Raw genomic sequence first — 13203 nt, 5'->3', positions numbered from 1 at the left:
TATCCTTTTTAAATTAAAAGTGAGAACCAATTCAAATAAATTAACACTTAAAATAGTTTAGGATAAATAATTATCTTATTTTATTTATAATTTAATTTAGGTAGGCTGTATAATGTAAAAATATATAATCATTAAAAATAATATAAATGTAGAAATAATAAGATATGTTCCAGTTGTATTAAAGCTTTTTAAAAATTTCCAGATTTCCATAAATAAAAATATAAAACAGTAAGTTATAAAAATTCTTGCAAATTTTGATATAGCCTTCAACTAAAAGAGATTTACAATTTTTTAAACTACAGATGTTCAGTATCAAATACGTAAATATATATTGCACAAATATCTTTAATCAATGAATGTAGAGTTTTTTTAAATATTCATAATTAATAAATACCAAAATCAATTATATTCTATAGTTTTTTAATTTTAGTTCTTGCAGCTCAACCTTACAACCAGCTAAATGATGCCTACAATTAACGCTATATTCGATAAAGCCATCTTTAATAAAGTAATTACAATATTCATTTATACTTATGATGGGATCAAATGTCGGTTTTTCCAAGTTATCATTAAAAAACCATTGGTTGCCGTTAGAGAAAGGATAATGTACAGGAATATAATGAAGATATCCGCAAGCAGGACACATATGTTTATACATGCCTCCTTCAAAATACTGTACTTTCATTAACACTCCTTTAAAAATAAAAAAGCCAACTCATAAGAGCTGACTAAACCATTTATTTACAGATAATATATATTATTAAATTATGTGCTATAGCCTTCTCTCTTTTATTTTTCTGTTTTTAATTTATCTAACCTATATGACAAATTCATGAAGTTCCGAGTGCAATCTCACACTTTGTTAGTTTGGTAAAATATATTTTATATAATCTATTAATTAAATGATAATTCCAGTTAAATAATGAAAAGCAAATACTAATTTGTTTCTTATTTGGCAGAGGGCTATGTGATTAACTCATATTAATCATTAAATAGATATTACCGCCATATCCAAGAACAAAATTCGATTTATCTTATTGTTTTTAAAAATCAAATAAAAAAGTCCGCATTTTGGGAAGCTACGGACTTGAAACTCAACTAAACAACAGCTAAACATTTTGCCGCTTAGTGAGAAAGCACTATCTTTTTAATCTAATTAAGTTCTATAGTCAGGTCAATAAGGATACTTAATTTTTATAAAAATTAGGTTGAGTTGTGATTTATCTCACATTTTATCTTCTAATAAGTTTAATCTGTTTTTCTTTACTCAATTACATTCTATTTCAAACACTTAAATTAAAATATTATTAAAGTAATGATTTAAAATAGAATAATGGTTAATTTTAGGAATAAGCTTGAAAGAAACAAAATCCTGATCTTGCCTTTTCTTCATTTCAAAATAATTTTGGCTTTGCCATTTCAACTCATCAAGTTCGAGTTCACCACAGAAAATTGAACATGGAGTAGTAATTCGTTTTGACTGATGAACAGGGCTGTATTTTAAGATATCTTCGCTTGAAAGATTGAGAGCATGATTTAAATGTGTACTTTGTATAGGCTCAAGATCATAAATTCCACTTAACAAAACCATCTCAGATATGAGTGGATGGCCTAATGACAAAGCAGCCAGATGCGCCCCTGCCGAATGCCCAACCAAAACTACCTCATTAGTTTTCCAGTCTTGCTCTCGAATAAAATCGAGAGCTTGATTAATTTGAGAAGCAATATCTGAAATTTTGCTTTGTGGGGCCAGATCATATTTTAAAAGAACGCACTGGACTCCTTTTGCTAGAACATACGGTACGATGAATGCAAAATCTGATTTATCACACCATTGCCAATATCCACCATGAATAAAAATAACAGTCTTTTTGGCTTGCTCTAATGGGAAAAAATCTAAAGTTGACCTTGGGTGCGTCCCATATTGGATATCTGCAATATGGGTAAATTTTTGATAGCTCAACAAGCTTGTTCTTTTAAATTCTGACAATATTTCATGTTCATTCGCTACGGTTCTAGAATTATCATATAGTCGCATAGGTCTCTCACTTCAAAGATTCTTCATGACTATTTAAAGCAAGCTTGGCTGATGAACGTTTTAAATAATAGAAAAATGTAAGAACAACAACTAATGGGACTCCAAACTGTAAAGTTGACTTGAATTCATTGGTAAACCATGTCGTGACAGTGATACTTAAAATTGCGATTAATCCCAACAGTGAAATTAACTGGCTCGCTGGAACCTTAAATTTTAACTGTTCTCCTTTTCGTGCCATATTCCTTCTAAAAAACATATGGGTAACAAAAATACTGCCCCAAGTGAACAACGCACCAAACATAGATAAAGCAATCATGATCGGGAAAGCCGAAGCTGGGTTAATCGTATAAACAATACTCGCGACTCCAATACCCACTGCTGACAATAGCAACGCGTTAATTGGTACGCCATTATGACTAATACGACCAAATAGTTTTGGTGCATCACCTGCTCGTGACAAGCTAAATAGCATACGTGTTGAGATATACAACATACTATTCATAGCTGATAAGGCCGCGACAATTACAATAAAATTTAAAATACTGTCCGCATATGGAATGCCTACAATTTTCATTACCATCACAAATGGGCTGGTCGCATCGGCTCCAATTAAAGTTGTCCATGGAACAAGTGCCACAATAAGAAATAAAGACAGTAAATAAAATAGGATTAAGCGAATTGCCGTACTTTTAAAAGCTTTCTTAACAGCTCTTTCAGGATCTTTAGCCTCACCTGCTGCAACAGCGATCATTTCAATACTTAAATAACTAAATATTGAAATGATTACTCCAATCCAGACTCCACTAAAACCATGAGGAAAAAAGCCCCCATGATCAGTTAGATTAGAGACAACCTGAGCTGTTCCTCCATGACTTTGAGTCAGAATGCCAATTGCTAAAAGAATAAATACAATAATTGCAAAGACTTTTATTGTCGAAAACCAATATTCAACCAACCCAAATGCTTTAACACTATATGCATTAACCACAAGCAAAGTCAGCGAGAAAAACGCAATCCAGACCCAAGAACCTACATGTGGAAACCATAATTTCATATAGTCAGCAACTGCTGTAATTTCTGTACCGACCGCTAATACAATACACGCCCAATAACAATAACGGACTAAAAACCCAGCAAGCGGACTTACATAATGCTCAGCATATGCCCCAAATGAGCCTGACGTAGGGTGCTGGACTGTCATCTCAGCCAAACAAGCCATAATAGCAAATGCGATTAAGCCTCCAATGGCATAACTCACAATGACGGCTGGGCCAGCAAAGCTAATTGCGAACTTGCTTCCCATGAACAGCCCTGTACCAATCGCTCCACCAATTGCAATCATTCCCATCTGTTTTGCGGATAATTTTTTATGTAAACCCGCTTCTCGATTTTGTATTTCATCAAAACTGCTCATAGGCCCTCCTAGCCATTCTTCTGCTATTAACCCTTAATGATCAGGTCACTTCACTGCGCACTAGATAACGCTCATTTTTCCATTCACTATTCAGCATAATTTGCTTAAGTTGTTGTACGGCATTCCAAATATCTTCAAATCCTAGATATAAAGGTGTAATTCCGAAACGTAATACTTCCGGCTCTCGGTAATCCCCAATTACACCACGCGCAATAAGCGCCTGAATAATTTCATAACCAAACTCATGTCTATAACTGACATGACTACCACGATATTTATGGTTTAAAGGGGTAATCAGTTCAAAACCAAACTGTGCACATTCTTGTTGAACAAGTTGAATAAACAAATCAGTTAATTTGAGTGATTTCTCACGTATTTGTTGCATATCAGCTTGTAAGAAAATATCGACACCACATTCAATTAGGCTCATAGAAATGATGGGTTGAGTTCCGCACAAGTAACGACGGATACTGTTAGCTGGTTCATAGTGCTGAGCCATATCAAAAGGTTTCTTGTGGCTCCACCAGCCTGAGAGAGGTTGCCAAAATTGATCACGATGCTTTCGATTTACCCATAACAACGCTGGAGAACCTGGGCCACCATTTAAATATTTATAAGTACAACCAATCGCAAAATCACTATTGCTCTGATTAAGATCCATAGGCACTGCACCAACCGAGTGACATAAATCCCAAATAATCAAAGCATCTTTAGCGTGAATTTGTTGATTAATAGATTCCATATCATAGAAATATCCAGTCCGATAATTCACATGAGAAAGAACAACTACCGCCACATCTTTTGCTAAAACACGAGATAAATCATCGGTGCCATCAATCAATTCAACTTGATAACCCTGATGAATCAAATCGATAAAGCCTTCAATAATATAAATATCGGTTGGAAAGGCATCTTTTTCTGCAACAATAATTTTACGTTCCGGAAATTTTTCAGCTTGAATTTTTACCGCTGCTGATAAAACTTTGAATAGATTTAGGGTCGTTGAGTCTGAAATAACCACTTCACCTTTTTCAGCACCGATAAGCTGCGCGACTTTATCTCCGAGTCTAGTCGGTAGTCCCCACCAATCGGCTTTATTCCAACTATTAATGAGGTCCTCACCCCACTCTTTTGCAATAATATGCTGAGCAACCTCTAATGATTTTTTTGGTCTTGCGCCTAGAGAATTCCCGTCTAAATAAATGATATTTTCTGGCAGTGCAAATTCATCTTTAAACTTTTTGAGTTCATCTTCCTGATCCCAATAGCAGCATTGTTCGTGAGTAATCATTTGTTATTTCACCTATTTTCAACATTTCCTTTGTATTTGAATTTTATCACGCCAATTCTTTCGATTTATTCGATAATATTTGATTAAAATTTGCTATTTTCGTATAAAATTCGAATTAAAATTAAAAAACATGGATGAAATTCGAAAATGAATGTAGATGCAATTGATCTTAAAATTTTAAAAAATTTACAAGATAACGCTCGGTTAAGTAACCAAGAACTGGCCGATCTCGTTAACCTTTCGGCTTCAGCTTGTCATCGGCGAGTTAAAATTTTAGAAAGCAATGGTGTAATTGAAAAATATCAAGCGAAAGTTAATTATGAAAAACTAGGTATAAAAATTGAGGCAATTGTCGAAATAAAGCTTGCCCAACTCACAGAAAATGATCACAACTTCTTTTTAAGTCAGATCAAAAATTTTGATGAAGTCATTAATGCATATATTATTACTGGCGAATCTAATTATGTTTTACACGTTGCGACCAAAGATTTGAGTTCTTTTTCTCATTTCGTCATTAATACCTTAAATAAAATAAAAGGTGTAGTGAGCATCAATTCCAAGATCATTTTACAGAAGATTGTGCAAAAGCCACTTTGACCCATCATTTTTAATTATAGAGCCATCTCATGATCGAAACTCAGCGTTTAATTTTAAGACAGTGGAAAGAAAGTGATGTTGAGCCTTTTATAACAATGGGCTTAGATCAACATGTTATGCAATTTTTCCCAAATCTATTAACACCCCAAGAAAGCCATAATTTAATCCAAAAAATTTCATCTCTCATTGATAAAAATGGTTGGGGCTTCTGGGCAGTAGAATTAAAAGAAACTCATCAATTTATCGGGTTTATTGGTTTACATAGCCAACCTGAACAATTTGACTTTTCTCCATGTGTGGAAATTGGGTGGCGACTTGCAAAAGACTTCTGGAAACAAGGTTATGCAACTGAAGGAGCAAAAGCGGCTTTAAACTATGGTTTTAATGTACTGAATTTAGATAAGATCGTTTCATTTACCGCTAACATAAATACACCCTCTCAAGCCGTCATGGAAAGACTTGGAATGCACAAAGTTAAAAACTTTGATCATCCCAAGGTTCCTCTCCATCACCAACTAAAAGCACATGTGTTATATGAAATTACAAGCTCTTCATTTATTTTTTGATTAAAGTCAAAATTTTAAATTATTAATAAAAATTTTCTTAATCATCGAAATCATAGCCAACAGATGTAGAGGACTCCCAATACTCATGGATTTTACTTGCGATATCATCTTTTCCCATGGTAGTGAGTACATAAAAGAGTTTAGCCTCTTTATTTTTTCTTAGTATTAAGAGGTTGTAGTAATCATACTCAGGCCCATTAAGACCTAATGTTGGCTGTGATTCACAGTGCTTTTCTGCTTTGTAATGCCATTCAAGCTTATAAGTATCAAGGCCATCAGCAGCATTGATTACAATACCGTCATTGGCTCCGCCAATAAATCCAATTTTCATTGCTTTCTCTAAATTCTTATTAGGGTTAATTTTAAATATAACTTTAAACAAGTATCCTTCAATTTATAAAATGTATGTCAATACGTATCCTATGTAAGCAAAATTAACCATAAATATAGATGGCTTTTAAGATTTCTTAATTGCAAAACTTTGACTCCCTATTTTTACTTTAAACACAGGAAAAGTTTTCTATTAAAAAGCATTTATTATTGTTTTTTGTTTTTCAAAATTACACGCTATAATTTTCAAATCATTTATCCTCCCTACCCATCACATTAATCAAAACACCTTTTGAAAGAATTAATGGGTGGAGTTTTAAATTAATTTTATATCTCGAAGTTTCTTTAATTATTGATTTTAAAAAGGATATATGGTAGATGTGTCTTAAAAATTTTGCTTTAAATGATTTTGGAGATATTTAGATATGTCTAAAATCGTAATGTTTGACATGGATGGTACGCTATTAGATCTCGCTTTTGATGATTTCATCTGGAATGAATGTCTTCCTAAGCGACATGCAGAGATACATCAACTTCCACTCGACCAGAGCCAAAAAATACTATATCAGTTTTATCAATCACATAGACATACGCTTGTTTGGTATTCATCAGCTTATTGGACCAAAACTGTAGGCGTTGATGTACTCAAATTACAGCAAGAATTTCAGACAAAAATTCAAGCTCGGTCTGGTTGTATTGAGCTTCTACAGGAACTGAAAAAGCAAGGATATAGTTGTTGGTTAGTTACAAATGCCGATCGTGCAAGCTTACGGTTAAAGCTCGATAATGTTGCAATTAAACACTTCTTTGACGTAATCGTATCGAGTGAACAAATTGGTTATGCAAAAGAAGATATTCATTTTTGGCAAGAGCTCCAAAAATTACACCCTTTTGACCCAGACGTAACCATTTTTATTGATGATACAGCTCCTGTACTAAAAACAGCTGAAAAATTTGGTATCAAGCACTTGTTTACTATCTTGCAGCCCTCAACTCTAAAGGATGTAAGAAAGCATGAAGATTTAGAATATAAAGCACTAGATCGACTTACAGAATTGCTGTCTATATTGAATCAAATTGATAGAAAGGATAATGATGTCAAAATCGCTTGAAAACGATGCTGTAGAGACCATGCGTATCGACAAATGGCTATGGGCTGCTCGTTTTTTTAAAACTCGTTCAATTGCTAAAGCAGCAATCGAAGGAGGTAAAGTACATCACAATAATGAGCGTGTAAAAGTTTCCAAAGAAATTCGTGTTGGAATGGAACTTATTATTCAACAAGGTTTTGATAAAAAAACCGTTGTCGTAAAAGCGCTTTCGAACACACGTGGTCCAGCACCGGTTGCCCAGCAACTTTATGAAGAAACAGAAGTAAGTATCGCTAGACGGGAGTTGATTGCATCCCAACGAAAATTGCATAATCTTGCTCGACCTGATCATAGACCGACTAAAAAGGATCGTAGACAGATTAATCGGTTTAAACAGGACAATGATCAACACTGGTCGTATGGTGATGAATAAAAACGTCGAGTTGTGTCGCACACACACAGACAAGACATAGAAGCTATAGAAAAAATCTGTCACTATTAGCCCTGTGAAACAAGTTGAGATTCAATGCATCCACTTGGGTTAAACGTGATGAACTTAGAGTATTGAGGTTTTTGAGATGGATGAGAATAAAAGCAAAGCATTACAAGCCGCGCTAAGTCAAATTGAGAAGCAATTTGGCAAAAATACGGTGATGCGTCTCGGTGATAACACTGTTCAAGCAGTTGAAGCTGTATCTACAGGTTCTTTGACTTTAGATATTGCATTGGGGATTGGCGGTTTACCGAAAGGTCGTATCGTTGAGATTTATGGTCCAGAATCTTCTGGTAAAACCACAATGACTCTCCAAGCGATTGCACAATGTCAAAAAGCTGGTGGTACTTGTGCATTTATCGATGCAGAACACGCATTAGATCCACAATATGCACGTAAGCTGGGCGTGGACATTGATAATCTACTTGTATCGCAACCTGATAACGGTGAACAAGCACTCGAGATTGCAGACATGCTAGTTCGCTCTGGTGCAATTGATTTAATCGTTGTCGACTCAGTTGCTGCTCTTACTCCTAAAGCAGAAATTGAAGGCGAAATGGGTGACTCTCACATGGGCTTACAAGCTCGCTTAATGAGTCAGGCATTACGTAAAATTACGGGTAACGCTAAACGCTCGAACTGTATGGTTATTTTCATTAACCAGATCCGTATGAAAATTGGTGTAATGTTTGGTAGCCCTGAGACTACGACTGGTGGTAACGCATTGAAGTTCTATGCTTCTGTACGTTTAGATATCCGCCGTATTGGTCAGGTCAAAGAAGGTGATGAAATCATCGGCTCTGAAACTCGAGTTAAAGTTGTTAAAAACAAAATGGCTCCTCCTTTTAAAGAAGCTATTTTCCAAATCCTATACGGTAAAGGTACAAACCAGCTTGGCGAACTTGTAGATTTAGCTGTACAACAAGATATCGTGCAAAAAGCAGGCGCTTGGTATTCATATCAAGGCAATAAAATTGGCCAAGGTAAAAACAATGTTATCCGCCACTTTGAAGAAAATCCTCAAATGGCTGGAGAAATTGAAAAGATTATCCGTGAACAACTGCTAACTACGGGTACTAATGGTGCTGTACAAGTGGAAGATGAAGAAGAAGATCTTCTATTAGAGTCTTAATTACCGCTTATAAGTCTTAAAACGCCCTTCGGGGCGTTTTTTACAAGGAAATATTAAATATGTTCAAAAGAACAGAAGAACAGCCCCAACAACGCGCTTTGCTAACAGGTCAACGTTTGCGCTCATATGCTTTTGCATTATTGACTCGTCGAGATTATTCGAAAGCAGAACTTATCGAGAAATTGAATCGTTATGCACAAAACCCTGAAGAGGTTAAGCAACTTGTTGAAGAGTTATCTGAGCAAAATTATCAAAGTGACCAACGCGTTGCAGAACTAACATTGGCTAGCCAAATTCGTAAAGGCAAAGGGCCAAAACGCATCAAACAAGCTTTAAAAACTAAACAAATCGAAAATGATTTAATTGCAGATGAAATTCATAACATTGATTGGGTGGAACAGGCTTATCAACTTAAAGTGAAAAAGTTTGGTGAAGAAGTAGAAAAAGATCCTAAACTTAAAGCAAAACAGATGAGGTTTTTACAATATAGAGGATTTGATTTAGATGTAATTATGAAGGCAATCCAACGGAGATCGGATTAGAAAATGGTGGCAACCCCACTAGCAAAACTTCGGCACATCATAGATCTGCTACCGTTGCTACCTTCCGGTCCTGGCGGGGTTCACAGAGTACAATTGCGAAGCCACCAGCGGGGCTACCATTGCAAAACAGAGTATAGAGATTTTTAAAAGAGTTGCAAGCCTTCTTCTCAATTTTAAGCGAGTTTATGTTTCAATTGATTAATTCATCGTCAAAAACATATAAATTCCTAGAATCTCTTATCTTATATTCTTTCTTGATACTTATTTTGAATAAAATATGCTTGAAGATTGTAAACTATTCTTGCATTTATATTGTTAGCTGTTTTAATTGCAATGATCAATTAAAACCTTAGATAGCTAATGTGAATAGTTTACATATTCCCTTCTCAAGTTAGCTTTTACATAAAATTATGGACCTATACTCATGCGATTGATGAAGCATTCTTTATTATTTATTGCCTTAATGGGCACTACTTCTCTCTATGCCAATATTCCAATTGAATCGCGCGGTTTAAGTCAAAGTGGTGGTAGTTCAACTAACACTTCATCGAATAACGCTTCAGTCCCTAGTAATTTAAATTGGGAATTGATGCAAAAAAACCAACAATTAGAAAATGATATACGCACCTTACGCGGACAATTAGAAGAACAATCCAATGATATTGAACAACTGAAAAAAGATTTATCTAATCGCTATACTGATTTAGACCAGCGTTTGGAATTACTAAATCAAAAAGTAGATCCAGAAAGTGCAGCACCAGACAATACAGCAAATAGTGATGCTACAGCTACCGGAAGCTCAGAAGCTCCTCCTACCGACAATAAAGCAGCTAGTAGTACTACTACAACTGCTGCAAGTCAAGTTACTTCCCCCTCACAAACGCAAGTAACACAACCAGCTTCATCGCCTGCTACGCAAAATCAATCGAACCCTGTAGAACTTGAAAAAGCAGCTTATACTGTCGCTTTAGATGCCTACAAACAAGGTGGAGCGAAAAAAGCGATTGCTCCAATGCAAAACTTTATCAAAAATCATCCTAATAGCGTTTATACAGGGAATGCCTATTTTTGGTTAGCCGAGTTTAATTTAGCAACTGATCCGGTAAATTATAATGAAGCTAAAAAGAACTATAATGTAGTCGCTACGCAATACCCAAATTCTAGTAAAGCTCCTCGCGCGCTTTATCAACTCTACAGTATTGCCAAAGATGTTGATAAAAACACTGTAACAGCAAACCAATATAAAGCTAAAATCTTAAGTCAGTATCCAAAATCTGAAGAAGCCAAATTTTTTAATAAATAAAAGTTTAAAAAAAAAAAGACACCGCAGATTGCGGTGTCTTTTTTTGAATATCTCGGCTTAACGCACAATACCACGTTCTGACTGCTCAACAGAGTCAATTAATAATTGAGCTTCTGGAACATTTGGCAGAATATCATTTTTAATCTGCTCAACAGCTTGAACAGAAGTCAGGCCTGATTTAAAAATCAATTTATAAGCTTCTCTAAGACCTTGAATTGTATCCTTAGACCAACCCTTTCGGCGCATACCTTCTATATTAATACCAAACGCATGTGCTGGATTACCAGATGCCATAACATAAGCTGGCACATCTTTTAAAATTAAAGATGCTCCACCAACCATACTGTAAGAATCGATTTTACAGAATTGATGAATTCCTGAATTACCACCAATAATGACATGATCACCAATATGTACGTGTCCAGCAACACCAACATTATTTGCGAAAATATTATGATCACCAACAATACAGTCATGTGCAATATGCGTATTAACCATCAATAAGTTATGACTACCTATTTTAGTTAAAGCATTATCTTGTACAGTTCCTCTATGTAAACTGCAATGCTCACGAATTAAATTATGATCTCCAATCTCTAACCAAGTTTCTTCACCTTGATATTTCAAGTCTTGGCAAACTTCACCAACACTTGCAAACTGGAAAATCTCATTATTTTGACCAATTTTGGTAAAACCACCAACTACAACATGTGAATGTAATTTAGTACCAGCGCCAATCGTCACATTTGGACCAATAATACAATAAGGTCCTATCTGGACATCCGGGGCAATCACTGCAGATGGATCAATAATGGCCGTAGAATGAATTAAATCGTGATTGCTCATGCCTGCTCTGTTTTTTGGTGTGAAATCATAATTTCAGCGGTTGTTGCTACAATACCGTCAACGGTAGCCGTACAGTTATATTTGTAGATACCGCGTTTTTGCATTACTAATTCAGATTTTAATACAAGTTGGTCGCCAGCAACTACTTGTTTTTTAAATCTTACCTTTTCTGCACCAGCAAAGAGGAATAAAGAACCTGGTTTTGGCGTCTCATTGTTCATAATAAAACCTAGAACGCCCGAAACTTGAGCTAATGCTTCTACAATTAGAACACCCGGCATAATTGGATATTCTGGAAAATGTCCTTGTAGGAACTCTTCATTGATAGAAACATTTTTATAACCAACAATACTATTGTCAGTAACTTCAGTCACACGATCAACCAATAAGAAAGGATAACGATGCGGCAAATATTGACGAATCGTTTGAATCTGCATTGGTAATTCAGGGATGGCAAATTTAGGTGTAGTTGACTCGGTCATAATATTCTATTTACGCAAATTAAAAGTTGATTCAAGAGACTCTATTTGAGCTTGTATATGATCAAGTCGTTTAGTGATTTGGGTCAATGGCACATCTGCTAATTGTCGCAAGCGTACAATTGTCTTTTTCCAATGACTATTTTCAAATAATCCAATTCCTGAAGAATAGGTACCAGCTTCAGAAATATTTTTTGTGACCATTGACATTCCAGTTAAAGTCACATTATCAGTGATTGAAAGGTGACCAGACACACCGCAAGCTCCTGCAAGAATACAGTTTTTGCCAATTTTAGTGCTTCCAGCAATTCCACATTTAGCAGCAATAGCTGTATTGGAACCAATATGAACGTTATGTGCGATTTGCACAAGATTATCAATAATTACCCCATCTTCCAAAATCGTATTATCTAGTGCCCCTCGATCAATACTACAATTTGATCCAATACGGACATCATTACCAATAATAACTGAACCTAATTGTGCAATACGATGCCATTTACCTTGATATGGTGCAAAGCCAAAGCCTTCACTACCAATTACAGTACTTGCATGAACTCGAACACGATCAAGTAATTTAGAACCGCCAGTAATGGTGACATGAGAATCGATAAAACAATCCTTTCCAATTTCCACATTATCATCCAGACGACTATGAGACTGAATAATCGTGTTCTCTCCTACTACACAATTTTCACCAATTACAACGTAATGGCCAATATATGCTTTTTCAGAAATAATTGCAGAAGGATGAATTTGAGCAGTACTTTCAATACCTATTGATGTAATCTTTTTATCAAAAGCATGGGTAAGGATGGCAAAAGCTAAATATGGATTATCAACAATAATAAAATTTTGTTTATCAGTAAGCTGTTCTTTAATAGAGCTTGTAACAATGTACGCACCCGCCCGGCTAGCCTTTGCTTGATCAATATACTTTTCACCATTTACGAAAGTAATATGAGAAGATTCAGCATTTTCTAAACTTGCTAAGTTTATAAATTGAAGACTACCCGCACCAACTAACTCACCATTCACTAGGTGAGCTAGTTCATCTAAACGATAATGTTGCACTTTCATT

At 35.2% G+C, this 13203-nt stretch carries 15 protein-coding genes and 1 other RNA gene; 7 read left to right on the top strand and 9 right to left on the bottom strand.

Annotated features, from left to right (window positions below; translation table 11 throughout):
- Window positions 1–403 precede the first annotated feature (403 nt).
- From AC52J8_RS07800 to kynU, 4 genes are all read right to left on the bottom strand, one after another.
- Window positions 404–685, bottom strand: coding sequence for a ubiquitination-like system serine protease family protein (locus AC52J8_RS07800; protein ID WP_086399477.1), 282 nt, complete (start codon window positions 683–685; stop codon window positions 404–406).
- Window positions 686–1291: 606 nt separating this feature from the next.
- Window positions 1292–2038 (bottom strand): alpha/beta hydrolase, encoded by a 747-nt coding sequence (locus tag AC52J8_RS07795; protein ID WP_086399478.1) that lies wholly within the window; start codon window positions 2036–2038, stop codon window positions 1292–1294.
- A gap of 7 nt (window positions 2039–2045) precedes the next feature.
- Window positions 2046–3452: an amino acid permease gene (locus AC52J8_RS07790; RefSeq protein ID WP_086399479.1), complete on the bottom strand. Its 1407-nt coding sequence runs from the start codon at window positions 3450–3452 to the stop codon at window positions 2046–2048.
- Window positions 3453–3492: 40 nt separating this feature from the next.
- Window positions 3493–4743 carry a kynureninase gene (gene kynU / locus AC52J8_RS07785; protein ID WP_005068928.1) on the bottom strand — a complete coding sequence of 417 codons (1251 nt, stop codon included), beginning with the start codon at window positions 4741–4743 and terminating at the stop codon, window positions 3493–3495.
- A 147-nt stretch (window positions 4744–4890) separates the two neighbouring features.
- Here kynU and gigD point away from each other — a divergent pair, with 147 nt between their 5' ends.
- Complete coding sequence (gene gigD / locus AC52J8_RS07780) at window positions 4891–5340, top strand: Lrp/AsnC family transcriptional regulator GigD (RefSeq protein WP_057068296.1); 450 nt, start codon at window positions 4891–4893, stop codon at window positions 5338–5340.
- Window positions 5341–5369: 29 nt separating this feature from the next.
- Window positions 5370–5906, top strand: a complete 537-nt coding sequence (locus AC52J8_RS07775; protein ID WP_086399480.1) for a GNAT family N-acetyltransferase — start codon at window positions 5370–5372, stop codon at window positions 5904–5906.
- 37 nt (window positions 5907–5943) lie between these two features.
- Here AC52J8_RS07775 and AC52J8_RS07770 read toward each other — a convergent pair whose 3' ends face one another.
- The gene (locus tag AC52J8_RS07770) at window positions 5944–6237 is read right to left on the bottom strand and encodes a hypothetical protein (RefSeq protein WP_005073911.1); all 294 of its coding nucleotides are present in this window, start codon (window positions 6235–6237) and stop codon (window positions 5944–5946) included.
- Window positions 6238–6661: 424 nt separating this feature from the next.
- On the opposite strand from AC52J8_RS07770, the gene AC52J8_RS07765 reads away from it, so the two are divergent.
- From AC52J8_RS07765 to AC52J8_RS07750, 4 genes are all read left to right on the top strand, one after another.
- Window positions 6662–7348, top strand: coding sequence for an HAD-IA family hydrolase (locus AC52J8_RS07765; protein WP_197738992.1), 687 nt, complete (start codon window positions 6662–6664; stop codon window positions 7346–7348).
- On the top strand, window positions 7332–7760 hold the full coding sequence (locus tag AC52J8_RS07760; RefSeq protein ID WP_057068301.1) for an RNA-binding S4 domain-containing protein: 429 nt from the start codon (window positions 7332–7334) through the stop codon (window positions 7758–7760). Before AC52J8_RS07765 ends, AC52J8_RS07760 begins: the two co-directional genes overlap by 17 nt.
- Before the next feature lie 145 nt (window positions 7761–7905).
- Window positions 7906–8952, top strand: coding sequence for a recombinase RecA (gene recA, locus AC52J8_RS07755; protein ID WP_002115680.1), 1047 nt, complete (start codon window positions 7906–7908; stop codon window positions 8950–8952).
- A 59-nt stretch (window positions 8953–9011) separates the two neighbouring features.
- A complete protein-coding gene (locus tag AC52J8_RS07750; RefSeq protein WP_005068912.1) occupies window positions 9012–9494 on the top strand; it encodes a regulatory protein RecX in 483 nt (160 codons plus the stop codon).
- Window positions 9495–9507: 13 nt separating this feature from the next.
- Here the strand turns inward: AC52J8_RS07750 and ffs are convergent.
- An RNA gene (ffs, locus tag AC52J8_RS07745) (signal recognition particle sRNA small type) lies at window positions 9508–9604 on the bottom strand.
- A 314-nt stretch (window positions 9605–9918) separates the two neighbouring features.
- Between ffs and AC52J8_RS07740 the strand changes: the two genes are divergently transcribed.
- Window positions 9919–10797, top strand: coding sequence for a YbgF trimerization domain-containing protein (locus AC52J8_RS07740; protein WP_496538905.1), 879 nt, complete (start codon window positions 9919–9921; stop codon window positions 10795–10797).
- Window positions 10798–10854: 57 nt separating this feature from the next.
- Here the strand turns inward: AC52J8_RS07740 and lpxA are convergent, their stop codons facing one another.
- Genes lpxA through lpxD form a run of 3 tightly spaced genes read right to left on the bottom strand, consistent with a single transcriptional unit; the run spans window position 10855 to window position 13202 of the window.
- Window positions 10855–11643, bottom strand: a complete 789-nt coding sequence (gene lpxA / locus AC52J8_RS07735; protein WP_017385998.1) for an acyl-ACP--UDP-N-acetylglucosamine O-acyltransferase — start codon at window positions 11641–11643, stop codon at window positions 10855–10857.
- A complete protein-coding gene (gene fabZ, locus AC52J8_RS07730) occupies window positions 11640–12125 on the bottom strand; it encodes a 3-hydroxyacyl-ACP dehydratase FabZ (RefSeq protein WP_002115603.1) in 486 nt (161 codons plus the stop codon). The genes lpxA and fabZ overlap by 4 nt, the downstream gene beginning before the upstream one ends.
- Window positions 12126–12131: 6 nt before the next feature.
- Window positions 12132–13202, bottom strand: a complete 1071-nt coding sequence (gene lpxD, locus AC52J8_RS07725) for a UDP-3-O-(3-hydroxymyristoyl)glucosamine N-acyltransferase (RefSeq protein WP_086399482.1) — start codon at window positions 13200–13202, stop codon at window positions 12132–12134.
- Window position 13203 lies beyond the last annotated feature (1 nt).

The organism is Acinetobacter sp. S-1 (genome assembly GCF_059579785.1).
The sequence above is the reverse complement of the archived record's forward strand: the minus strand, read 5'-3'. Positions and strand labels throughout refer to the sequence as shown.